The sequence below is a fragment of the Clostridium neonatale genome, from assembly GCF_001458595.1.
GTDB lineage: Bacteria > Bacillota > Clostridia > Clostridiales > Clostridiaceae > Clostridium > Clostridium neonatale.
On record NZ_LN890328.1, the window covers coordinates 2,051,289 to 2,075,600 of the forward strand.

Below are 24,312 nucleotides of genomic sequence, written 5' to 3' on the forward strand. Positions count from 1 at the left end.
ATGTTTATATTTTATAAAAGTTGCTTATATAGATTTATTTTTTTCCTAACACCCTTTTTATATAATTTAAATTTAATTATCCAAAGCTAATACTATATCTTTAAATATAGGAGCTGCCGTATCACCACCACCTAATGATTGATCCTGGATTTCAGGTGTAAAAATTACCATTGTATATTCTTTGCCATTTAATTCAAAGTATCCTGCAAACCATCCATGTGTGTGATTATTATTTCCTGTAGCCGATCCGGTCTTTCCTCCTGTAAATATATCTTCTATATAAGCATTTTTTCCTGTACCATTAACTACAACTTCTCTCATAGCATTTTTTAGGATCTTAGAAGTAGTTTCACTATATATCCTTTTTTCTTCTGTCTTAAATTCTTTTATTGTATTATCATTTTTATCAATTATAGCTTCAACAATATATGGCTTAACATAAATTCCATTATTAGTTACAGTATTTATTGCTCCTAACATTTGAATTGGAGTTACATTCATACATTGACCAATAGATATGTTGTTTACTCCAGATTCTTTTTCCGGTTTTATTCCAGCCGCCTCATTTTTATTATTACCTTTAAAATTTAATACTGGCTTATATAAGCCTTGATTTTCTGAATATGCAAGAAGTTTATCATATCCCACCATAGCACCTATTTGAGCAAATGAATCATTACATGATTTTTCAAAAGCCTCTTCTACTGATAAATTTCCATGAGCAGTTTTACAAATTTGTCCAGTGCACATAAAATGATTATTAATATTTAAAAGTCCCATATCTATTGCTGATCCAAGAGTAATTATCTTATATATTGACCCTGGCTCATAGCCAATTTGTTCAATTCCCAAGTTAATATTAGCTTCACTTTCATCTTTTTGCATTAAAGCTCTTATCTTTCCGGTCTCACTTTCTATTATACTTACTCCTACATTTTTTAATGAGCTATATTTATCATCATCTAAAACTTTCCTAATTTCATCCTCAAAGTTCTTATCTATAGTCAGTTGTAGGTTTTTATTATTTTCATTTATATTTACAGTATGTTTTGAATAAACTGCCCTATCATCTAAATAGAATTCACTTTTAGGTGATTCATTATCTTTTAACTCATCATATAACATTCCTTCAATAGAATCCTTCTCTATTTCTTTTTCATCTAATACATTTGATAACATACTACTGATATTCCAAGCTTTTTTAATATTTACAGAATCTTTTGTATATGTATATATTCCTTTTATATTTTTTAAACTATTTATCTTTTTATAAGTGTTTTCTGAAATACTATAATATATTTTTCCATTTTCTTTCATTATATCTGTATAATTAAATTGTGGATTCTCTGATTTCATAATAAAATTTAAAGCCATCAAGCTTTCCAATGTTTCCTCATAATTATTTAGACTGAATGGCTTTGTATCAATTACCAAAATGTATTGCTTATTATAATTCATTAGATCCTTACCATTTGTATCTAAAATCATATACTTCATATCACTTATATTCTCTTGCTGATGATTTTGATATGAAAGAACTACTTTTTCATTTGGATATATTTGAAGTTTAAATAATCTAAAAGTCAATAATACCAAGAATACTATAAATAAAGATAAAATTTGCATCAATCGTTTCTGCATATAAAAATTCTTAGTAAAAATATAAAACACCTACCTTCAACTAGATTCTAGCCTTATAGTAAGTGTTTTATTCATTTAAATATTAAATTCATATTTTATAACTATTTCAATTCTAATACTTCATTAGATTTTACTAGCATATCATTTACCTTAAGTGGATGCTCAACTTTAGCTTTAAAAATCATATGAGCCCTATTGGCTACATTTGTCTTTATCTGCTTAGCTTCATCAAACATATTTTCAAGCCTTACAGTGAAATACGGAGAATTTGCACGTAATACCTCTACTTCATCATTTTCAAATACTCTATTTTTTTGAAGAATTGTAGCTATTTTTGTTTCTTCATCATATTCTTTAACTATTCCAACTATTTCATAATCTCTTACATATGATGATTCTTCATAATTTTGCTCGCCATTCTTTCCTAAATAGAAGCCTGTATGATATTGTCTGTGGCTTACTTTATTTAATATATCCATCCATTCTTCTTTGAATTCAAAGTTTTCTGGATCTTCCCAGTATGCATCTAAAGCTTCTCTATAAGCCTTAACTACTGATGCGACATAAAACTCGCTTTTCATTCTTCCTTCTATTTTAAATGAGTATATGCCACTTTTAACAAGTTCTGGTATATAATGAATCATACATAAATCCTTAGAATTCATTATATATGTTCCTTTTTCATCTTCTATGACAGGATAATATTGCCCTGGTCTTGTTTCCTCAACCAAATAATATTTATATCTGCATGCATTTGAGCAAATTCCCTTATTAGCATCCCTTCCAAGCATATAGTTAGATATTAAACATCTTCCTGAATAAGCTATACACATTGAACCATGTACAAAGGCCTCTATGTCACATCCTTCTGGAATATTCTCAGTTATTGTGTTTATTTCTCTAAATGTCAATTCACGAGCTAATACTACTCTTTTTACACCTTGCTCATACCAGAACTTTGTAGCAACCCAATTTACTGTATTGGCTTGAGTACTCAAATGTATTTCTAATTCTGGAGCAACTTCTTTTGTTATGGCAATTAGTGATGGATCTGCAATAATTACAGCATCTACCCCCATATCATATAAGCCCTTTATATATTCTCCAGCACCTTTTAAATCATAATTTCTTGCAAATATATTCAATGTTACATAAACTTTTTTTCCTCTTTCATGACAGTAGTTTATTCCTTCTATCATTTCTTCATTAGAAAAATTATCAGAAAATGCTCTTAAATTTAATTTACCTCCACCTAAATATACCGCATCTGCACCAAAATCTATTGCTATTTTTAACTTTTCTAAATTTCCTGCTGGTGCTAAAATCTCCGGTTTTCTCTTATTCAAAAAAATTACCTCCTCTTGGTAACTGCAATTCCATCTCCCATAGGAATTACAGATGTTATTAAGTCTTTATCCTTAGTAACTAAATCTAAATATTTTCTCATTCTTTTTACTATTGTTATTTTTCTTCTTTTAACTAATTCCTGTGATGCAACCATTCCTCTAAATAATACATTATCAGCCACTATTATTCCATCCTCATTTAAGAGTCTTAAACAATGCGGCAAAAAGTGGTTGTAATGTCCTTTTCCTGCATCCATAAATATCAAGTCAAAAGGTTCATTTAAAGTTTCTAAAATTTCTAAACAATCCCCTTTTTTGATTGTTATTTTCTTAGATAAATCAAACTTATCTAAGTTCATTGTAGCATACTCAATCATCTTATCATCTCGTTCAATGGTTACAATATCAGGATTAGTTCCTGATGATTCATACATCAAAATAGCTGAAAATCCAATTGCTGTACCAAGTTCTAGTATTCTTTTAGGTTTTTTCATACTAGTAATAAACTCTAAAAATATACCTGTTTCCTTTTGTACTATAGGAACTTTATTTTCTAAAGCAAAATCTTCTATTTCTTTAAGTGTTCCACTTCTTTCTGGAACTAAACTTCTTATATAGTTTTCCATATAGTCATATGTAATATTACTCAATTTAAGCCCTCCATGTCAACTAATATCCTAATTCTTTTTTCTTATTTAAAAAATCATTATATTCATTTGTAAAATAATGTGATTTATCTTTTTGCAAAATATAATACAAATAATCTGTTTTATCAGGCATAAGTGCCGCTTTTAGTGATTCTTTTCCCGGATTGCATATTGGCCCTACTGGTAGCCCTTTATATTTATATGTGTTATATGGTGAATCAGTTTCTAAATGTTTATACAGTACCACATCTACATGCTCATTCATTGCATATAAAACAGTAGCATCTATTTGGAGCTTCATATCCTTTTCTAATCTATTATAAATCACCGATGATATGAGTGGTCTATCTTTATCAACTTGAGCTTCCTTTTCTATCATAGAACCGATAGTAGTTATATCATTTATTTTACTATTATCAAAGTTAACATCTGATTCTTCTTGTATCTGTGTTAAAACTTCCTCAAATCTTTCAACCATCATTTTGATTATATCATTTAAATCAGTATCTTTTTCTATGAAATATGTATCTGGATATAAGTATCCCTCAAGGTCATATCTTTTATTTTTATTTTTCTCTATAAACCATGGTAATTCATAATTCTCAACTGCTTTTATAAATTCTTCTTTACTAGCAATATTTTTTTCTTCTATAACCTTTCCTATATCTTCTATTGTATAACCTTCTGGAATAGTCAACGAAATCAAATTTTCATTTAGACTTTTCCCCTCCAAAGCTTCTATAAGTTCATTTAGACTTAAATCTGTATTAATTTTATAAGAGCCTTCTCTAAGTTGTATACTTCTACCATTTATACTGAGGTTTACTTTAATCATAAATTTATTCCTAAGTATATTTTCTTTATCTAATATATTTATGACATCATAAAATCCCTGGCCTTTATCAACTTTTATTGTTATCTCTTTTTCTTTTGATTTTATCGGCTTATTTACAGTACTGTTATAGGTTACAAAAAAGCTCAAAAATATTATAAATATAAAAAACATCAAAAAAAGTACTAATCTTTTAGGAAATTTTTTATGCCCCATATTTTCCTCCTAATATAATAAAGTAAATAGTCTAAAAGACTATTTACTTTATTATAGTTAATTTATTTAATATTTTGAAGTAATTGAAACAATTATTTTTTGTTTCTGCTTATCATTCTCTTTCTTTCAGCACTATCTAGAATTCTTTTTCTCATTCTTATATTTTCTGGAGTAACTTCAACTAATTCATCAGCGTTTATGAATTCTAAACATTGTTCAAGACTCATTTCTATAGGTGGAGTTAATTTTAATGCTTCATCAGCACCAGATGATCTTGTATTAGTAAGCTTTTTCCCTTTACATACATTTATATCTATATCTTCTGCTCTTGCAGAAACCCCAACTATCATTCCTGTATATACCGGAACACCTGCACCAATAAATAATTGTCCTCTTTCTTGTGCATTAAATAATCCATATGCTATTGAATCCCCAGCTTCAAATGATACTATTGATCCTCTGCTTCTTCCTGGAATTTCACCTTTGAACTTCTCATATCCATGGAATACATGATTCATAATACCATTACCTTTTGTATCAGTCATAAATTCATTTCTAAATCCTATAAGACCTCTTGCCGGCACTGTAAATTCTAATCTTGTATATCCATTTACTGCTGATGTCATATTAACCATTTCAGCTTTTCTTGGTCCTAATTTTTCCATAACAGGTCCCATAAATTCTTCCGGAACATCTATTGTTAAGTATTCAATCGGTTCTTCTTTAACACCATTTTCTTCTCTAAAGATAACATTAGCTTTAGAAACTTGGAACTCATATCCTTCTCTTCTCATTGTTTCAATAAGAACTGAAAGATGTAATTCTCCTCTTCCTGAAACCTCAAAACAATCTGGAGTTATTTCTTTAACCTTTAAACTTACATTTGTTTCTAATTCTTTAAGTAATCTATCTCTTAAATGTCTTGATGTTACAAATTCACCTTCTTGACCTGCAAATGGTGAATCATTAACCATAAAATTCATGCTTAATGTTGGTTCATCAATTTTAACAAATGGAAGTGCTTCTGGACATGATGAATCTGCTATAGTTTCACCTATATTTGCATCAACTACACCGCTTACTGCAACGATGTCTCCCATTCCAGCTTCTTCAGCTTCTTCTCTTTTAAGTCCATTATATGTAAATACACTTGTTATTTTATAATTTGAAGATGATCCATCATGTCTAACTAATGCTACTGTTTGATTTCTCTTTACTCTTCCTCTTTCAATCTTACCAATTGCAATTTTACCTACGAATGCATTTGTATCTAATGTAGTTACAAGCATTTGTAAAGGTTCATCTAAGTAACCTTCTGGTGGTGCAACATACTTTATTATTGTTTCGAATATTGGTGTCATATCCGCATTATCATCTTCAACATTGTATCTTGCAAATCCTTCTCTTGCTGATGCATAAAGAATTTGGAAGTCTAATTGTTCATCGCTAGCACCAAGCTCTACAAATAAATCAAATACTTCATCTATAACTTCTGTTGGTCTTGCATCTGGCTTATCTATTTTATTTATTATGACTATTGGCTTTAATCCTAATTCTAATGATTTCTTAAGAACAAATTTAGTTTGTGGCATTGGTCCTTCATAAGAGTCAACAACTAATAAAACCGAGTCAACCATTTTAAGTACACGTTCAACTTCTCCGCCAAAATCAGCATGTCCTGGAGTATCTACAATATTAATTTTAACATCTCCATATTTAACTGCTGTGTTTTTTGAAAGAATTGTTATTCCTCTTTCCTTTTCAAGATCATTAGAATCCATTACTCTTTCTTCCACTTTTTCATTGCTTCTAAAAACATGGCTTTGTTTTAATAAAGCATCTACCAAAGTAGTCTTACCATGGTCAACGTGGGCTATTATAGCTATATTCCTTATATCTTCTCTTTTTGTTAATTCCATTTTTATTCCTCCAAACAGTATTAAACTGTGAATTTATAAATGTATAAATTGAAGTAATTTTACATATATACATTTACTATTTAGCTTCTAAAATATATATTTATATTATTTATGTAAACATATTCTTATTTTTTTCATAAAATAAAATTGGATACATAAAGTATCCAATTTTCTCACATAACCATATTGAATTTTACTATTTTCAGCATAAAAAGTCAAGTTAATAATAATTATATTAATTAAAATTCCATTATTATTGGTAAAATCATAGGTTTTCTCTTTGTCTTTTCATAAAGGAACTCTCTAAGTTCATCTCTCATTTTAGACTTTAATGTTGCCCAATCTGTAATTTGCTTTTCTTCACATTCAATTAAGACATCTTTCACAATATCTCTTGCTTCTTCCATAAGGCCTTCTGATTCTCTAACATAGACAAATCCTCTTGAAATAATATCTGGTCCTGCTACAATTCTTCCACTTTGTTTTTCAATTGTTACAACAACAGTTAATATTCCATCTTGTGAAAGATGTTTTCTATCCCTAAGGACTATATTACCAACATCGCCTACACCTAAACCATCCACAAATACTTGCCCTGAAGTAACAACTCCATTTTTCTTTATATAATTTCTTCCTACTTCAATAACATCTCCGTTTTCAGGAATAATAAGATTTTTTTCATCTAATCCAACACTTATAGCAAGTTCTCCATGCTTTTTCAAGTGTCTATATTCTCCATGAACCGGTATAAAGAATTTTGGTTTTGCTAGAGTATGCATAAGCTTTAACTCTTCCTGACAAGCATGCCCTGAAACATGAATCTTTTCTCCTGATTCATAAATTACTTCTGCACCTTTTTTAAATAATTGATTTACCACCTTTGAAACAAGCTTTTCATTTCCTGGTATTGGTGTTGCTGAAATTATAACAGTATCGCCTTCAATTATATTTATCTTTTTATGTTCTGAAGAAGCCATTCTAGTTAATGCAGACATTGGTTCTCCTTGACTACCTGTAGTTATTACAACAATTTTTTCATTTGGATATTTATTCATAGCATCAACTGGTATAAGTACATCTTCACCTGCATCTAAATACCCAAGTTCTATTGCTACTTGAACAATATTTTCCATGCTTCTTCCTGATACAGCTACTTTTTTATCATAAGCTTTTGCCGCTGTAATTATTTGTTGTATCCTATGAACATTTGAGGCAAATGTTGCAACAATTATTCTTCCTTTTGCCTTATTAAATAATTTAAAAAATGTTTCACCTACAACTCTTTCTGTTAAAGTATATCCTGGTCTCTCAACATTTGTTGAGTCTGCCATCATTACTAACACACCTTTTTTGCCAAGCTCCGCAATTCTTGCAAAGTCCATCATCTCTCCATCAATTGGTGTGTAATCAATTTTAAAATCTCCTGTGTGAAAAACAACCCCAAGTGGAGTATGGATTGCTATAGCCACTGAATCTGCAATCGAGTGGTTAGTCTTTATAAATTCTACTGAAACGCTATTTAACTTTATTATATCTTTTGGCTTTACTCTCACTAATTCACTTGTGCTTAATAGACCATGCTCTTTTAGCTTTGTTTCAACTATTCCAAGAGTAAGCTTTGTACCATATACAGGAACATTTAATTGTTTTAAAACATATGGTAATGCTCCTATATGATCTTCATGTCCGTGTGTTAAAAATATTCCTTTTACTTTTTCTGAGTTTTTTACAAGATAAGAGACATCTGGTATTACTACATCAATCCCGAACATATCCTCATCTGGAAACTTTAATCCACAATCTATTACTATAATATCATCTTTATATTCAATAGCTGTAATATTTTTTCCAATCTCATTTATACCGCCAAGAGGAATAATTTTAACCTTCGTCTTTTCGCCTTTCATGTTTCCCCTCCTTTTATATTAAATTTTTATAAATAAAGGTCTTTTCTTTATTGTTAAAAGTCCTTTTATTCCTCTTTTAAATTTTTTTGACATTCTTCGCATAAACCATAGAATTTTAAACTATGATCTAAAATTTTAAATTTATATTCTTTTTCAATATCTATTTCAAGATCGTCTAACAAATCATCTTTAACTTCCAAGACTTTATTGCAGACATTACAAATAAGATGATGATGTCTATGAGTTTCATTAGAATGAATTAATTCATATCTACTGCAACCATCGCTTAAATCTAATCTAGATATTATATTAAGTTCTTCTAATAAAAGTATAGTTCTATATACTGTTGCTAATCCTATTTCAGGGCACTTTTTTTTAACTTCATCGTATATCTCTTCTGCTGTTAAATGTTTACCTTCATTTTCAATAATTACATCAACAATAGATCTTCTTTGTGGAGTTAATTTATAACCTTTTTTCTTTAAATTCTCTTTTAAGGCATTCATATCAACTAAATTTGATTGATCCATTATAACACCTCTTTTCTTTTATAATTACAACAATCCATCTTCATTCATAAGAGTATCATATGTTTCTAGCACTAATTGGAATTCATCATCATCTTCTTCAAGTGCTACAAAAATTTCACTACCATCTTCATCTTCATAAATTTTAAATGCATAGGCTTCATCAGTATCTTCAAACGCTGGTGTTGCAATTATATATTTTCCTCCTATTTTCTCTATTTCAAAATATATAATCACCTCAAACTTAACGTCATTGCCATCTTCATCAGGTATATATACATATTTTTCGTCTTGATTCATAACCACATTCCTTTCATATCTCTTTCTATATTTATCTAATCATTATTTATATTAATTTTTAATATTCTATAAAAATTATTTTCATACTCAAAATCATATTTTATACAAATTTAATATTCATATAAAATAGTCTTATTTAATAAATCAAATTTATTATATATAATAAATTTATTTTTATACTTTTCAAATTATATATAGTTAGTCTTTCATCTTAGCATATTATGAACATACCATATTATTTTGATATCATATCTAAATATCCTTGCAATATATATGTAGCTGCTACTTTATCAACTATCTTTTTTCTCTTATTTCTAGACAAATCCGCTTCTAACATTGCCTTATGTGCTGCAACTGTTGTTAGTCTTTCATCCCAAAATTTCACTTCTATAGAAATCTTATCTTCACACAGCTTTCCAAACTCCATAGCAAGTTCCCCAGATGGCCCAATTGTTCCATTCATATTTTTAGGCAATCCTATAAGAAGTAATTCTGCATTATATTCAGCACAAATATTCTTAATTTCTTGAATATCATTTTCTTTATTAGTTCTTCTTATTGTTGTTAAACCTTGAGCAGTAAACCCCAATGGATCCGAAACTGCCACTCCTATATTTTTTTGTCCTAAATCTAAACCGATTATTCTCACTTTAATACTCCCAAAAATTAAGAGTACCCGTAAAACGGGCACTCTCTATTTTATCTCCAAATAAGATTTTAAAACTTCTTCTAGTAATTCATCTCTTTCGAGTTTTCTCACTAAAGCTCTTGCTCCGTTGTAATTTGTGATGTAAGTAGGATCTCCTGAAATCAAATATCCCACAAGCTGGTTAATCGGATTGTAACCTTTTTCTTGTAGAGAATTATAAACATCTGTTAAGATAGTTTTTGTAAGAGCTTCTTTATTCTTACTAACATCAAATTTCATTGTTTGTTCAATATCGTTACTCATACAACCCAGCTGCTTACGCAGCTTCACCTCCTTACATCTTTAAAGGAAACTTTCCTTATATTCATTATTTACTTAAAAATCTAAAATTATTCATTTAAACTATATTTAGATTATACCTCATATTTTTAAAAAAGTATACTATTTTGCTAAACTTTCAATTATTTTATAAGATTCATTTATTGCTTCACCTATCTTTTCTGGTGATTTTCCGCCAGCTTGAGCCATGTCTGGTCTTCCACCACCGCCTCCGCCAAGGATTGATGCAACTTCTTTTATAAGTTTGCCACAATGAGCCCCTTTAGATACTGCATCTTTAGTTGCCATTGCACATATTATAACTTTTTCATTATTCGAACTCATAAGTAAGACAATTGAATTTTCTACCTTATCTCTTACTTTTTCACAAACATCTCTTAATGTATCACTATCCACATCTTTCATTTCATAAGATACTACATTTATTCCCTTTATTTCTTTACTACTATTAATTATCTCATCAATATTCATTGATGCAAATTTTGCCTTTAGGATTGAAATTTCTTTATCTTTTTCTTTTAGTTCTTTGATGTTCGAATCAATTCTTGATAACAATTCTTTTTCTGAGCACTTAAATTTGCTTGAAGCTTCTTTTAATAAATCTTTCTTTTCATTTATTAAGTTATAAGCTTCTTTTCCTATTACTGCTTCTATTCTTCTTGTACCTGCTGCTATACCACTTTCAGATACAATCTTAAATAAACCTATTTTACCTGTATTATCAATATGTGTACCCCCGCATAATTCTTTAGAATATTCTCCAGCACATACTACTCTTACTTTATCTGCATATTTATCATCAAATATTCCTATAGCTCCGCTATTTTTAGCTTCTTGAAGATTCATTATTTTAGTTATAACAGGAGTTACACTTGTGATTGCTTCATTTACTAATTCTTCAACCTTCATTATTTCTTCTTCTGTCATAGCTTCAAAATGAGAGAAGTCAAATCTCAATCTATCATTACTTACATATGAACCTGCTTGGTGCACATGACTTCCAAGAACTTTTTTAAGCGCTGTATCTAAAAGATGCGTTGCTGTATGATTCTTTTTAATTTCTTGTCTTCTTTCTTTATCTACTTCTAGAGTTACTTTATCATTAACTTTTAACTCACCATTTAATACTTCTACAAAGTGTACTATTTTTCCACCAATATTATTTTTAGTGTCTATAACCTTTGCCTTAAAATTATCATTGTAGATAACTCCAGTATCTCCTATTTGTCCACCCATTTCTGCGTAAAATGGAGTTATATTGGTAACAATAACACCTTTTTCACCTTCAGAGATAGTATCCACAAATGCATCTCCACATATTAATACTTTAGCCTCAGCATCTAACACATCATTTTCATATCCATCAAAAACTGTTTCTATATCATTAGAGATTTCATCAGTTATTTTTAAATCTGTTCCCATATAATTAGAAGTCTTTCTTGCTTCTCTTGCTCTTTTTCTTTGAATATCCATTTCTTCATGGAAAGCTTCTTCATCTAAAGATAATCCTTCATCTTCTAGTATTTCTTTAGTAAGCTCCATTGGGAATCCAAAAGTATCGTATAATGTGAATCCATCTTTACCACTTAATACTTTTTTATTATTAGCTTTCAATTCTTTTATAAATCCATTAAGTATTTCTGTTCCAGAATCTAAAGTTTCTCTAAACTTATCTTCTTCTATCTTTATTACTTTTTTAATATATTCTTGCTTTTTAGCTAATTCAGGATAAGCATCCTTAGAGTCTCTAATAACTACATCACAAAGATTGCAAAGGAAGGCATCTTTAATTCCAAGTGTTTTACCGTGTCTTGCAGCTCTTCTTAAAAGTCTTCTTAGCACATATCCACGGCCTTCATTAGATGGCATTACATCATCAGAAATCATAAATGTTATTGATCTTATGTGGTCTGTTATTAGTCTTAAAGAAATATCTTTTTTACGATCTTCACCATATTTAACATTTGCAAGCTTACCTACTTCACTTAATATATTTTCTAATGTATCAATTTCAAAGATACTGTTTTTATTTTGCATTACGACTGCTAATCTTTCAAGTCCCATTCCTGTATCTATATTAGTACTTGCAAGTTTTTCATAATTTCCTTTTCCATCCCCATCAAATTGAGTAAATACTAGGTTCCAGACTTCAATTATTTTATCTTCATCTGAATACTTAACAAATTCCTCAGCATTCTTTGGTTTAGCATCATCACTTCTTCTGAAATGTATTTCTGTACAAGGACCACATGGGCCTGCACCATGTTCCCAGAAATTATCTTCTTTTCCTAGTCTGAATATATGTGTCTTATCAACATCAGTTAATGAAGTCCAATACTCATATGCTTCATCATCGTCTAAATAAATAGTTACATATAATTTTTCCTTTGGTAATTCTAAAACTTCTGTTAAGAATTCCCAAGCCCAAGGAATAACTTCTTTTTTAAAGTAATCTCCAAATGAAAAGTTACCAAGCATTTCAAAAAAGGTACCATGTCTACTTGTAATACCTACATTTTCAATATCACCAGTTCTTATACACTTTTGACAAGTTGTTACTCTACGTCTTGGTGGCTCTTGAAGTCCAGTAAAATATGGCTTTAATGGTGCCATTCCAGCATTTATTAATAATAAGCTTTTATCATTTTTAGGCACTAAAGAAAAACTATCCATTTTTAAATGCCCTTTACTTTCAAAGAACTTTAGATATGCGTCTCTAAGATCATTAGTCTTTGTAATTTTCATAAAATATTCCTCCAATTTGTAATTTTCAATTAAGAATCATCTTTTCTTAAATTTGCTTGTAATTTCAATATTTTTCTAAAATAAAAAGCTTTCATCCCAAAACAAAGGGACGAAAGCTGAAATTCCGCGGTACCACCCTAATTATGTATTAAATATACATCTCTTAGTTAATTATAGCTCCTAGGTAGCTTCGAAATACATAGTAAGAAGTTTTCACCAGACACTTCCTCTCTAAAATACATATTATATATCTACTCATCCTAATCATTGCTTGATATTTTATTATTTCATCAAAATTATATTTCAAATACATAATTATGTCAATATACAACATTACTTTATCAATTCAAAAACCTTTTATTTATTATATTTTATTTCTAATATTTTATTCACTTCTTCTCTATATGGAAGAGATTTTTCAGCTCCTGATTTTGTAGTTGTTAAAGCACCAACTACATTAGAAAATTCCAAAGCTTCTTCAATACATTTTCCTTCACATATAGCCACTGCAAGAGCACCATTAAAAGAATCACCTGCTGCGGTAGTGTCTATAGCTTTTACCTTTATGCTTTCTGACAGTATTTCTTTTTCATTTGATAAATAATAGCTTCCCTTTTCTCCAATTGTTACAATAACTTCTTTCACGCCAGACTCCAAAAGTTTTCTTGCACCTAATTTAAGATCATTCTCACCAGATATTATTACAAGCTCAGTTTCATTTGGCGTTATAATATCCAAATTTCTTAATATATTATCACTTAAAATCTTTGCAGGTGCTGGATTTAAGATTACTTTTGTATTATGCTTTTTAGCTAGCTCTATTCCATACTCAACTGTTTCAATAGGAATTTCTAATTGAAAAATAACAAAATCTGCCTTTATAATTGCATCCTCATTCTTATCTATAATTTCTTTATTCACACATTTGTTTGCCCCACCATAAACTATAATAGTATTATTTCCATTATTGTCTACAGTAATCATTGCATTTCCAGTTTCAGTATTAACAATTTCAATTCTTGAAGTATCTATCCCCACTTCATTCATTCTATTAATTATTTTTCTTCCATTGTCATCATTTCCGACAGAACCAATCATAACAACATCTGCGCCTAATTTTCTTGCTGCAAAAGCTTGATTTGCTCCTTTTCCTCCAATGGAAGTTTTAAAATCAATCGCATGAATAGTTTCTCCCTTTTTAGGTAAATTATCTGTAGTAAGTACATAATCCATATTCATGCTTCCAATTACAACTATATTCATTCCTATCTCCCCTTTTATAAAATCATTAACTCTCCGAAATTATTATTCTATTTCAGTATAATTATTATATCTTTAATTATATTTAAAATAAATAATAATTTATGTCGTCATATATAACTTTTATTATAACAGCAATAGGAACCACCAGTATCATCCCCATAAAACCTCCAAATTTATCACCTATAAGAAGCAATATAATTATCATAAATGGATGCATATTAATACTATTTCCTGTTATTTGTGGTGACAATATATTTCCTTCTATTTGTTGAATAACTATCATAGCAAGCATTATATATAAACCTTTAATTGGAGAATCTATGAACGCTACAACAACAGCTGGAATTGCTCCAAATATCGGGCCAAAATATGGTATTATATTAAACGCAGCATTCAATAGCGATATCCACAATGGAAATTTAACTTTAAAAATTATTAAAATAAAAAAAGTTAATACGCCAATTATCATACACAAAAAAAACTGCCCTACAATATATCTACTAAGTACTTTATCAATATCATATAGAATCTTCTTAATGACCGCCCTTCTATCTGACGGTAATATTAATAAAGCTTTATTAAATAAAGTTCTTCCATCTGATAAAAAATAATACATAATAACAGGAATAACTGCTAAAGAAATAACATTATTAGTTGTAGCTAATATATTATCTATAGCTATAGAAGAAAAGTCATTCAGCATATAATTTCCTTTTTCTATGATTCTATTATATATATTATTCAATATAGGCAAATCATTAAGGTTTAGTTTACTATATAGATTTTCTAATAAAGTACCTATACTATCTAAAATATTACTTATAGTGGATATTTCATTAAATAAGGTAGGAATAAAAATAATTATAATACTTACTACTACCATAAGTATCATAAATATAATCATCATAGATGCAATATTAGCTCCTACCTTTAATTTTTCTTCAATAATATCTCTAATAGGCATTAATACATATGATAAAATAAATGATATTATTATGATATTAATTATATTTTTTATGGAATCATTAAATAAATATAATAGAAATAAGCTCAAAAGAAGAAGAATTGCTAGAGATTTAATTAATAATATTTTATGCCTTTTTTTCAACATACCAGTTCTTCATATTATGAGGCATTATTTTAAATAAAATATTTTCTTCTTTTCTATATAAAATATATTCTTCTCCTAATATGCAATCATTTAATAAAAAGATTTGTTTACCTTTTATCATCTTATCTATCAATCCCGAGCTTACTATAATACCTCTTATGTCATAATTTTCGCTATCTATTATCAGGTCTTCTACCGTGCCTCTAATTTTCCCATTTAAATCAATGACTTCCATATCTTTAATTTCTTCAAAATACAAGCCTCTTTTTTCTTCAACTTCTTTTATAATTATACTTTCTCCTAAAGAGATAAAATCCTCTTTAGCCACATAATTTTTTTTAGAGAATATATTATTTGTAGAGACCTTAAAACCAACTAATTTAGCATTAAAAAAGTCTATACAGAGATCTTCAACTATACCAACCTTTTTACCATCAGTTTTATAAACTTTCTTTAAATAAAAATCCTTAGACCTAAGCATATATTTATCCTCCTATAAATTTATATTATAATTTTATAGTATATTGCCCATTTTATAGGAAAATAATTCTTAAAATTTCACTTTTTAGTATAAAAAAATAATAGCAACAGAAAATCCGTTGCTATTATTTTATAGTATCTTTTCAATTATTCCGCCACCAACTACAATATTACCATTATAGAAAACTACTGATTGGCCTTTAGTTATAGCCCTTTGTTTATCTTCAAAAGAAACTTTAACTTTCCCATTTTCTAATGGATATAAAACTGCCTTTGCCGCTTTTGCAGAATATCTTATTTTAGCTTCTACTTCTAATTTACCTTCCAATTTATCAAACGGAATAAAATTCACATCAGTTGCTAATAAATCAGTTTTAAAAATGTCTTCTTCAGATCCAATAACAACTTCATTAGTTCTAGCATTAATATCAGTAACAAATACTGGCCTTCCAAGAGAAAGCCCTAGTCCTTTTCTTTGGCCTATTGTATAGTATACAATTCCCTTATGTTTTCCTAAAACATTTCCGTTTTTATCAACAAAGTTTCCTGGCTTAACTCTTTTCGGTTCTACTTCAGAAATATACTTTCCATGATTATTATCTGAAATAAAGCATATTTCTTCACTATCTTTTTTGTTATGAACAGCCAGCCCTATTTCTTTAGCAATTTCTCTTATTTTTGTCTTTTCATATTCTCCACATGGCATTAAAGTGTGCGCTAATTGGTCTTGAGTAAAATTATATAATGCATATGTTTGATCTTTACGATCATCTTCTGATCTAATCAGCAAATATCTTCCATCATGCTCCTCTATTTTTGCATAATGACCAGTTGCAACATAATCAGCGCCTATTCCTCTTGCTTTTCTTAAAAGTTCATCAAACTTTAAATGCTTATTACACGCAATACAAGGATTAGGCGTATTACCATCTATGTACTCTTGAACAAAGTAATCAATTACTTTTTCTTTAAAGGAATCTCTAAAATTTAAAACATAAAAAGGAATGTCTAATTTATCGCATACCCTTCTTGCATCATCTACTGCAGAAAGAGAGCAACATCCACCTTCACGTTCCTCAAATTCTTTATCTTCTTGCCAAATTTGCATTGTTGCACCAATAACTTCATATCCTTGTTCTTTAAGAAGATAAGCAGCTACAGAGCTATCTACTCCGCCGCTCATACCGACAAGAACTTTTTTCTTACCACTCAAAACTTATTCCCCGTGAACCATGTTGTGTAGTTCATCATGGTCATGTTCTTTCATAGGTATTATCTCCAACCCATTTTTTTGTCTATAATCGTTTATAGCCTTATGAATAGCTTCTTCAGCAAGAACCGAGCAATGCATTTTTACTGGTGGAAGCCCATCTAAAGCTTCTGCAACTGCTTTATTTGATAATTCCCAAGCTTCATCTATAGTCTTACCTTTTATCATTTCTGTAGCCATTGATGATGACGCTATAGCAGAACCGCAGCCAAAAGTTTTGAATTTAACGTCCTTTATTATATTATCTTCAACCTTTAGATATATTTTCATTATATCTCCGCACTTAGCATTACCTACTTCTCCAACTCCATTTGCATCTTCTATTTCTCCAACGTTTCTTGGATTTTGGAAATGATCCATTACTTTATCTGTATATATCATTTTATTTTTCCCCTTTCTTAATAAAGTCTTCCCATAATGGCGACATATCTCTCAATCTTTGAATTATAGGTGGTAACACTTCAATTACATAATCAACATCTTCTTCTGTTGAATCTTCACCTAATGTTAATCTTAATGATCCATGTGCAAGTTCATGAGGAACACCTATTGATAATAAAACGTGTGATGGATCTAACGACCCCGATGTACATGCACTACCGCTTGATGCACATACACCCTTAAAATCTAATGATAATAAAATAGATTCACCTTCAATAAATTGGAATCTAACATTAACATTCCCTGGTAATCTTTTTTCCCCTCTTGGTCCATTTAATGTTGTATATGGTATTTTTAATAATCCATCTATTAATCTATCTCTAAGTTTAGTTAATTTTTCTGTATGTTCTTTTAAATTATTTTCTGCAATTTCCATTGCTTTGCCTATTCCAACAATAGAAGCTATATTTTCTGTTCCAGCTCTTCTATTTCTTTCTTGAGCTCCGCCATGAATTAAATTATCAATTCTAACACCTTTTCTAATATATAATGCACCTATTCCCTTAGGACCATACACTTTATGTCCTGCTAAAGATAATAAATCTATATTCATTTCTTTTACATCTATAGGAACATTACCTACAGCTTGAACTGCATCTGTATGGAAAAGAACTTTCTTTTCTCTACATATTTCTCCTATTTCTTTAATTGGCTGGATTGTTCCAATTTCATTGTTGGCAAACATAATTGAAACTAATATGGTTCTATCTGTTATTGCATTTCTTAATTCCTCTAAATTTATAAATCCTTCTTTGTCTACATCAAGATAAGTAACTTCATATCCAAACTTTTCTAAAAACTCACAGCTATGAAGTACTGCATGGTGTTCAATTTTAGTTGTTATTATATGATTTCCTTTTTTTCTATGTGCAGTTGCTATACCTTTTATAGCCCAGTTATCTGCTTCTGAACCTCCACCTGTAAAATATATTTCCTCTGGTAAACACTTTAGTGTGCTTGCAACTTGTTCCCTTGCTTTATCTATTGCTCTTTTTGTTTCTCTTGATATACCATAAAACGATGATGGATTACCAAACTTTTCTGTAAAATAAGGCATCATCTCTTCTAGTACTTCTGGCTTAACATATGTTGTTGCAGAATAATCCATATATACATTTCTCATATACTAAAATCGCTCCCATCTATAATTTGTATCCCATTTTTCTTTTCTTTTGCCTTCTCATAGTCATCTACTATATCTTGTAAAGTAATTGAATTTAAAACATCATCTATACTTTTCTTAACTTTAGCCCATACTGCTTTGGTTGTACAATCATTTTCACTGGCACAGCCTATCCCATCTATACAGTCAGCAACTTCTATAGGACCTTCTAAAACAGTCATAATATCACCAACCGTTATTTCTGACGGTGCCTTACATAATACATACCCTCCTTGAGCTCCTCTAATACTACGTATCAAGTTTGCACGTCTAAGTGGACTAAACAGTTGTTCTAAATAATATTCTGAAAGATTTTCCTTCTTTGAAATTGTCTTTATAGACATAGGGGTACCACCATAACTTAATGCTAACGCAACCATTGCTCTAACACCATATCTTCCTTTTGTTGATAATTTCATATAGCAACACTCTCCCCTTATCAGAATTTTAATTATATCTTATCAAAACACTCGGACTTTGTCAATTTATTTTCTTTTAAATATGGTATAAAAAACATAATCGATAAAATCTTTAATAATCGATATTTATTATATCATTTTATTAAAGATTTTATAGACTCTTTTTATAATTTATCTAAATTCTTTTTATATTTTCCCAATATTTTTTTATACTGTTTTCATATTTATTATTCTGCTCTTCATAATATTTTTTATTCCTTAATTCCCTTGGTAAATATTCTTGTTTCACGTAATGATTTTCAAAATTATGTGGATATTTATATCCACCGACCCCTAAAGATGTTGCTCCAGAGTAATGAGCATCTTTTAAATGCATAGGAATATCACCGCAATTTGAATTTTCCAAATCACTTAAGGCTTTATCTATTGCCAAAATCGCACTATTAGATTTAGGTAATGTAGCTAAATATATAACCATTTCAGACAAAATTATTCTAGCTTCCGGAAAACCTGTCTTTAATGCTAGTTCTATTCCTGAATTTATTACTGTAAGTGCACTTGGTGTCGCCATCCCTATATCTTCTGCTGCTATAACAGCAATCCTTCTAACTATTGCACTTAAATCCCCAGCCTTTATGAGTCTTGCTAAATAATGAATTGCTGCATTAGGATCACTTCCTCTAATGCTTTTCTGGAGGGCACTTAATGAATTATAAAACTCATCTCCACTACTGTCTGCTCTCATACTGGATTGTTCTAACGTTTCTATATATTCAACAGTTATATTTCTTACATGTTTAATCTGTGAATTTATAGCCAATTCTAAAATATTGTATGATTTTCTATAATCACCTTGTGATATTTCGGCTATATATTTTAATGCTTCTTCGCTATAAGTTACTTTAATACCTTCCTTAATTAATTTTTCTAATGATTTTTTTAGTCCAATTACAATATCATCACTATCTAGCGGTTTAAATGAAAATATGTTACATCTACTTATGATAGCCTTATGTATAACAAAATAAGGATTTTCAGTTGTACTAGCTATTAATGTTATTCTTCCATCTTCAATAAATTCCAATAATGATTGCTGCTGTTTTTTATTAAAATGCTGAATTTCATCTATATAAAGAACAACGCCACTATAACTTAAAAGATTATCCATATTATTTGTTATATCTTGTATATCTTTTACACTTGCTGTTGTTGCATTTAATTTATAAAATTTCTTATCTACATAATTAGCCATTATATTGGCTAAAGTTGTTTTTCCTGTTCCTGGTGGGCCATAAAAAATACAATTACATATATTTTTACCTTCTATTAAATTATAAAGGGGTTTGCCCTTGCTTAATATTTGTTTTTGTCCTACAAAATCTTCTAATTTACTTGGCCTCATTAAATCTGCTAATGGTCTCATCAATACACCTCATTACGATATCAAATAACCTATAATTAAAATATTATCATAAAATCAAAATATATTACATATCTATAATAGTTCTGCTTTAAAGGAAAATTAATAATTGAATAGTAATTAATCCAAAAATAAAAAATCAGACAAGCATTTACTGCCATCTGATTTTTTAATATAAATTATGCAAATAATGTTCTATCACTTAATTCATCTGTCACATTAGCTTTGTCAAAAAGAGCCATCAATTTGGAATTATCAAGCTTTTCTTTTTCTGAACCTTTAACATCAAATAGTATTTTTCCCCTATGCATCATGAAAAGCCTGTTTCCATTTTCAAGGGCATGTTTTAAGTTATGTGTTACCATCATCGTTGTTATCCCACTATCTTTAACAATATGTCTTGTTATATCCATTATTTTTTCTGATGTTTTTGGATCTAATGCTGCTGTATGCTCATCAAGTAAAAGTAATTTAGGTTTAGACATAACTGCCATAAGTAATGTTAACGCCTGTCTTTGTCCTCCTGATAAAAGCAATACTTTATTGTATATTTTATCTTCTAACCCCAAATTCAATTCACTAACCATTTCTTTATAGTAATCTATTCTTTTTTTATTTATTCCAAAGCTTAAACCAAATGTTTTATTTTTATTATCAGCTAAAGCCATATTTTCTAATATGGTCATATTAGGTGCAACTCCCATTGATGGGTCTTGAAAAACTCTTCCAATATCTTTACAACGAATATATTCTGCTTTATTTATAACCTCAGTTCCATCTAATAATATAGATCCCGAATCTGCTTCTATAGTTCCTGATATCATGTTTAATAAAGTCGATTTTCCAGCACCATTTGAACCTATTATGCTGATGAAGTCTCCTTTATCAACCTCTAAGCTTAACTTGTCAAAAACTCTATTTTCATTTATTGTATTTGGATTAAATACCTTGGACAGTTGTGTTACTTTTAGCATCTTCTCCTGCACCACCTTCTATAATTATTTTCTTCTTAAACTTAAATACTCCATTATTAGAACATAGTGCTATAACTACAATTATAGCTGTCATTAACTTCAAGTCATTTGCAGTCAATCCAATAAATCCTCCGTATTTTAATACAAGTGCTATTGCACATTTATAAATAACTGCTCCTAAAATAGATAATGTGGTTGCTTTAATAAACGAAAATCTCTCAAATAACGAACTTCCAATTATTACGGCTGCAAGTCCCATTACAACTGTTCCAGTTCCCATTCCAACGTCACTAAATCCATTATATTGAGCTGTCAATGCTCCTGCCATAGCGGCAAGTCCATTACTTATGGTAAGTCCTAAAACTTTAACTAAATTTTTATTCACTCCAATAGAAGATACAACTTGCTCATTATCACCAACTGCTCTAAGTAAAAATCCTGATTTTGTTTTTAAATATAAATCTAATATTATTTTTACAATAATAAGTACAATTAAGATTATTATGATTTTAGGAATTTTCAAATCAAATATCTTATCAACACTGAACAAAGGTATATTAGCTTTATTTGACATAATTCTTAAATTTACTGAGTACAGTGCTATCATCATAAGTATTCCGGCCATTAAGTTATCTATTTTTAATTTAACATGTAAAAATCCTGTTATTGATCCAGCAATGGCACCACCAATAGCTGCAGCAACAATTGTTACTATTGGATTAATTCCTTTTACAATAAGTGCTGCTGAAATAGCAGCACCCATAGGAAATGTTCCATCTACAGACATATCTGGAAAGTCTAATATCTTATATGTTATATAAACAGCAATGGCAACAATTGAAAATAGCAGTCCTTGTTCTAAAACATTAATTAAGACTCCCACTATTTAACGCCTCCAGTTACTTTTTTTGCATCTTTTAATATATCATCTGGAATTGTAATTCCTAATTTTTCTGCAACATCAGTATTTATAGTAAATGACATTTCACTTAATGTTGTAATCTCAATATCTGATGGCTTTTTGCCTTCTAATATTTCTACTGCTTTATACCCTGCTTCTTGTCCTAATTTATAATAATCAATACCTATAGATGCTAGTCCACCTTTATCTACAACTGCTTCTTCAGCACCTATTATTGGTACGTTATTTTCAACGCATAAATTACCAACCAAAGCATATCCTGATGCTACAGTATTATCAGTTGGTGTATATAATACATCAATATCACCTAAAGCACTTGATAAATTTTGGTTTATTTCATTAACATTTGTTACTCCAATTTCTTTTACACTTAACCCTTTAGCTTCAGCAGCCTTTTTTAATTCATCTACTTGAATCACTGAATTAGCTTCTGATGTATTATAAATTACACCTAATGTTTTTGCATCTGGGATTAATTTTTTTAATAAATCTATTTGCTGATCTACTGGAACTTTATCAGAAGTACCAGTAACATTTGTCCCAGAGCTCTTCCAATCATTTGCTATTTTAGCTGCAACAGGATCAGTTACCGCTGTGAAAACTATTGGAATGTCTTTAGTTGAATTGTATGCTGCTTGTGCTGCTGGTGTTGCAATTGCAAAGATTAAATCCTTTTTTGCATCAGTAAACTGACTGCAGATTGTCTGTGCATTAGCTTGTTCACCTTGGGCATTTTGTTGCTCTATTGTGATATTCTTTCCTTCTTCATATCCCTTTTCTTTTAACGCATCTACAAATCCTTTATTTGCTGAATCCAAAGCATCATGCTGAACTAGTTGAACAATTCCTATATTTTTCTTTGCTTCATTATTTCCTGCGGATTGTCCACTATTATCTGCTGTGCTATTTCCACATCCAATCAGGCCTGTACCCATTAATAGCATGCCTAATATCATAGCTATTTTTCTTTTTCCTACCATAATTCTATCCTCCTGTTTCTACTTATCACCTTTATGCCTTCAGTACTACCATAAACTACATTATTAATTTTGTGTTTATTTTTATGTTATATTCTTAACATAAAGCATTATAATTTAAAAATATTTTAATTAATAATATCATAAATTAGTATATTTGTAAAGTTGACCATTGAATCGCTGTATATTCTTTAATATTTATGTAATAAAATTATATTTTTATTTTTTAATACTTTATTTAGTACCAAATATCAATTATAACGGTAATGATCTATGACCTATTCCAATTACTACTTCATCTAAATGTAATAAACCTATATTTAAAAATATACAAACAGATATATGTTCTCCACCTCTTGCAATTCCTATTTTCCCTCCAATATTTTGGTTACTTGCTCTATTATAAATCTGCATTATTGCATCTCTTGTTGCTCCTATAACTGCTCCCTCATGCAGATGTTCTTCTCTTATTAAATTATTTCTTTTAGCAGCAACTAATGCACTTTCTAATATCTTTCCTATTGATGTATTTATATTTCCTCCAATATTAACAGCAGTTACTTGTATATTTTCATTCTTATATAATCTCTTTAGCTCTTCCTCTTCTTTTCTATCACATATTGCCATCCTTGTTGCTATCTTAGCTATTTTAGTACTATTGCTTTCCATTACACTTACTCCTTCTATAATTAATTAGATACAATCAAATTATATAACATAACACAATTTATTGTTAGTTCTTTAGTTAATCTTATAATTTCTTTGTTTTAAGATTACAGCTTAGATTCTCTAAAATTTTATTATT

23 protein-coding genes and 1 other annotated feature are annotated in these 24,312 nt (G+C 29.3%); all 23 genes read right to left on the minus strand.

Going from position 1 to position 24,312, the window contains the following annotated elements; genetic code table 11:
- Positions 1 to 72: 72 nt before the first annotated feature.
- The gene (locus BN2920_RS16175) at positions 73 to 1,626 is read right to left on the minus strand and encodes a penicillin-binding transpeptidase domain-containing protein (RefSeq protein WP_242868405.1); all 1,554 of its coding nucleotides are present in this window, start codon (positions 1,624 to 1,626) and stop codon (positions 73 to 75) included.
- 116 nt (positions 1,627 to 1,742) lie between these two features.
- Positions 1,743 to 2,987, minus strand: coding sequence for a peptidase U32 family protein (locus BN2920_RS16180; RefSeq protein WP_058296014.1), 1,245 nt, complete (start codon positions 2,985 to 2,987; stop codon positions 1,743 to 1,745).
- A 5-nt stretch (positions 2,988 to 2,992) separates the two neighbouring features.
- Complete coding sequence (locus BN2920_RS16185; protein WP_058296015.1) at positions 2,993 to 3,637, minus strand: O-methyltransferase; 645 nt, start codon at positions 3,635 to 3,637, stop codon at positions 2,993 to 2,995.
- Between the two features lie 19 nt (positions 3,638 to 3,656).
- Positions 3,657 to 4,682 (minus strand): endolytic transglycosylase MltG, encoded by a 1,026-nt coding sequence (mltG, locus tag BN2920_RS16190; RefSeq protein ID WP_058296016.1) that lies wholly within the window; start codon positions 4,680 to 4,682, stop codon positions 3,657 to 3,659.
- Positions 4,683 to 4,774: 92 nt separating this feature from the next.
- Positions 4,775 to 6,601: a translational GTPase TypA gene (gene typA / locus BN2920_RS16195; RefSeq protein WP_058296017.1), complete on the minus strand. Its 1,827-nt coding sequence runs from the start codon at positions 6,599 to 6,601 to the stop codon at positions 4,775 to 4,777.
- Between the two features lie 239 nt (positions 6,602 to 6,840).
- Positions 6,841 to 8,508 carry a ribonuclease J gene (locus BN2920_RS16200; RefSeq protein ID WP_058296018.1) on the minus strand — a complete coding sequence of 556 codons (1,668 nt, stop codon included), beginning with the start codon at positions 8,506 to 8,508 and terminating at the stop codon, positions 6,841 to 6,843.
- 65 nt (positions 8,509 to 8,573) lie between these two features.
- Positions 8,574 to 9,038 (minus strand): Fur family transcriptional regulator, encoded by a 465-nt coding sequence (locus BN2920_RS16205; RefSeq protein ID WP_058296019.1) that lies wholly within the window; start codon positions 9,036 to 9,038, stop codon positions 8,574 to 8,576.
- A gap of 24 nt (positions 9,039 to 9,062) precedes the next feature.
- Entirely contained in the window at positions 9,063 to 9,335 is a 273-nt protein-coding gene (locus BN2920_RS16210) for a DUF1292 domain-containing protein (RefSeq protein WP_058296020.1), read from the minus strand.
- 235 nt (positions 9,336 to 9,570) lie between these two features.
- Complete coding sequence (ruvX, locus tag BN2920_RS16215) at positions 9,571 to 9,984, minus strand: Holliday junction resolvase RuvX (protein ID WP_058296021.1); 414 nt, start codon at positions 9,982 to 9,984, stop codon at positions 9,571 to 9,573.
- Between the two features lie 45 nt (positions 9,985 to 10,029).
- Positions 10,030 to 10,287 (minus strand): IreB family regulatory phosphoprotein, encoded by a 258-nt coding sequence (locus tag BN2920_RS16220; RefSeq protein ID WP_058296022.1) that lies wholly within the window; start codon positions 10,285 to 10,287, stop codon positions 10,030 to 10,032.
- A 138-nt stretch (positions 10,288 to 10,425) separates the two neighbouring features.
- Positions 10,426 to 13,068, minus strand: a complete 2,643-nt coding sequence (gene alaS / locus BN2920_RS16225; RefSeq protein ID WP_058296023.1) for an alanine--tRNA ligase — start codon at positions 13,066 to 13,068, stop codon at positions 10,426 to 10,428.
- 102 nt (positions 13,069 to 13,170) lie between these two features.
- Positions 13,171 to 13,345 (minus strand) — a binding site (T-box leader).
- 80 nt (positions 13,346 to 13,425) lie between these two features.
- Positions 13,426 to 14,331, minus strand: coding sequence for a ribokinase (gene rbsK / locus BN2920_RS16230; RefSeq protein WP_058296024.1), 906 nt, complete (start codon positions 14,329 to 14,331; stop codon positions 13,426 to 13,428).
- 82 nt (positions 14,332 to 14,413) lie between these two features.
- A complete protein-coding gene (locus BN2920_RS16235) occupies positions 14,414 to 15,442 on the minus strand; it encodes an AI-2E family transporter (protein ID WP_058296025.1) in 1,029 nt (342 codons plus the stop codon).
- Positions 15,423 to 15,923, minus strand: a complete 501-nt coding sequence (locus tag BN2920_RS16240; protein ID WP_058296026.1) for a PRC-barrel domain-containing protein — start codon at positions 15,921 to 15,923, stop codon at positions 15,423 to 15,425. Before BN2920_RS16240 ends, BN2920_RS16235 begins: the two co-directional genes overlap by 20 nt.
- Before the next feature lie 129 nt (positions 15,924 to 16,052).
- Positions 16,053 to 17,135 carry a tRNA 2-thiouridine(34) synthase MnmA gene (mnmA, locus tag BN2920_RS16245; RefSeq protein WP_083498839.1) on the minus strand — a complete coding sequence of 361 codons (1,083 nt, stop codon included), beginning with the start codon at positions 17,133 to 17,135 and terminating at the stop codon, positions 16,053 to 16,055.
- Positions 17,136 to 17,138: 3 nt separating this feature from the next.
- Positions 17,139 to 17,573, minus strand: a complete 435-nt coding sequence (nifU, locus tag BN2920_RS16250; RefSeq protein ID WP_058296027.1) for a Fe-S cluster assembly scaffold protein NifU — start codon at positions 17,571 to 17,573, stop codon at positions 17,139 to 17,141.
- A gap of 1 nt (position 17,574) precedes the next feature.
- Positions 17,575 to 18,756, minus strand: a complete 1,182-nt coding sequence (gene nifS / locus BN2920_RS16255; RefSeq protein WP_058296028.1) for a cysteine desulfurase NifS — start codon at positions 18,754 to 18,756, stop codon at positions 17,575 to 17,577.
- On the minus strand, positions 18,753 to 19,214 hold the full coding sequence (locus tag BN2920_RS16260; RefSeq protein ID WP_058296029.1) for an RrF2 family transcriptional regulator: 462 nt from the start codon (positions 19,212 to 19,214) through the stop codon (positions 18,753 to 18,755). The genes nifS and BN2920_RS16260 overlap by 4 nt, the downstream gene beginning before the upstream one ends.
- 175 nt (positions 19,215 to 19,389) lie before the next feature.
- On the minus strand, positions 19,390 to 20,637 hold the full coding sequence (locus BN2920_RS16265; RefSeq protein WP_058296030.1) for a replication-associated recombination protein A: 1,248 nt from the start codon (positions 20,635 to 20,637) through the stop codon (positions 19,390 to 19,392).
- Between the two features lie 176 nt (positions 20,638 to 20,813).
- Positions 20,814 to 21,608 carry an ABC transporter ATP-binding protein gene (locus BN2920_RS16270; protein WP_058296031.1) on the minus strand — a complete coding sequence of 265 codons (795 nt, stop codon included), beginning with the start codon at positions 21,606 to 21,608 and terminating at the stop codon, positions 20,814 to 20,816.
- A complete protein-coding gene (locus BN2920_RS16275; protein WP_058296032.1) occupies positions 21,574 to 22,491 on the minus strand; it encodes an ABC transporter permease in 918 nt (305 codons plus the stop codon). The genes BN2920_RS16270 and BN2920_RS16275 overlap by 35 nt, the downstream gene beginning before the upstream one ends.
- Entirely contained in the window at positions 22,491 to 23,510 is a 1,020-nt protein-coding gene (locus tag BN2920_RS16280) for an ABC transporter substrate-binding protein (RefSeq protein WP_058296033.1), read from the minus strand. The genes BN2920_RS16275 and BN2920_RS16280 overlap by 1 nt, the downstream gene beginning before the upstream one ends.
- 252 nt (positions 23,511 to 23,762) lie before the next feature.
- Positions 23,763 to 24,176, minus strand: coding sequence for a HutP family protein (locus BN2920_RS16285; RefSeq protein ID WP_058296034.1), 414 nt, complete (start codon positions 24,174 to 24,176; stop codon positions 23,763 to 23,765).
- Positions 24,177 to 24,312: the final 136 nt, after the last annotated feature.

Bases quoted from the DNA above. Each gene is read 5' to 3' on its own strand.
- rbsK (WP_058296024.1), bottom strand. From the start codon at position 14,331: ATGAATATAGTTGTAATTGGAAGCATGAATATGGATTATGTACTTACT.
- BN2920_RS16265 (WP_058296030.1), bottom strand. From the start codon at position 20,637: ATGAGACCATTAGCAGATTTAATGAGGCCAAGTAAATTAGAAGATTTT.
- typA (WP_058296017.1), bottom strand. From the start codon at position 6,601: ATGGAATTAACAAAAAGAGAAGATATAAGGAATATAGCTATAATAGCC.
- nifS (WP_058296028.1), bottom strand. From the start codon at position 18,756: ATGAGAAATGTATATATGGATTATTCTGCAACAACATATGTTAAGCCA.
- BN2920_RS16285 (WP_058296034.1), bottom strand. From the start codon at position 24,176: ATGGAAAGCAATAGTACTAAAATAGCTAAGATAGCAACAAGGATGGCA.
- BN2920_RS16260 (WP_058296029.1), bottom strand. From the start codon at position 19,214: ATGAAATTATCAACAAAAGGAAGATATGGTGTTAGAGCAATGGTTGCG.
- mltG (WP_058296016.1), bottom strand. From the start codon at position 4,682: ATGGGGCATAAAAAATTTCCTAAAAGATTAGTACTTTTTTTGATGTTT.
- BN2920_RS16200 (WP_058296018.1), bottom strand. From the start codon at position 8,508: ATGAAAGGCGAAAAGACGAAGGTTAAAATTATTCCTCTTGGCGGTATA.
- nifU (WP_058296027.1), bottom strand. From the start codon at position 17,573: ATGATATATACAGATAAAGTAATGGATCATTTCCAAAATCCAAGAAAC.
- alaS (WP_058296023.1), bottom strand. From the start codon at position 13,068: ATGAAAATTACAAAGACTAATGATCTTAGAGACGCATATCTAAAGTTC.
- BN2920_RS16175 (WP_242868405.1), bottom strand. From the start codon at position 1,626: ATGCAAATTTTATCTTTATTTATAGTATTCTTGGTATTATTGACTTTT.
- BN2920_RS16210 (WP_058296020.1), bottom strand. From the start codon at position 9,335: ATGAATCAAGACGAAAAATATGTATATATACCTGATGAAGATGGCAAT.
- BN2920_RS16270 (WP_058296031.1), bottom strand. From the start codon at position 21,608: ATGCTAAAAGTAACACAACTGTCCAAGGTATTTAATCCAAATACAATA.
- BN2920_RS16240 (WP_058296026.1), bottom strand. From the start codon at position 15,923: ATGCTTAGGTCTAAGGATTTTTATTTAAAGAAAGTTTATAAAACTGAT.
- BN2920_RS16220 (WP_058296022.1), bottom strand. From the start codon at position 10,287: ATGAGTAACGATATTGAACAAACAATGAAATTTGATGTTAGTAAGAAT.
- BN2920_RS16280 (WP_058296033.1), bottom strand. From the start codon at position 23,510: ATGGTAGGAAAAAGAAAAATAGCTATGATATTAGGCATGCTATTAATG.
- BN2920_RS16205 (WP_058296019.1), bottom strand. From the start codon at position 9,038: ATGGATCAATCAAATTTAGTTGATATGAATGCCTTAAAAGAGAATTTA.
- BN2920_RS16235 (WP_058296025.1), bottom strand. From the start codon at position 15,442: ATGTTGAAAAAAAGGCATAAAATATTATTAATTAAATCTCTAGCAATT.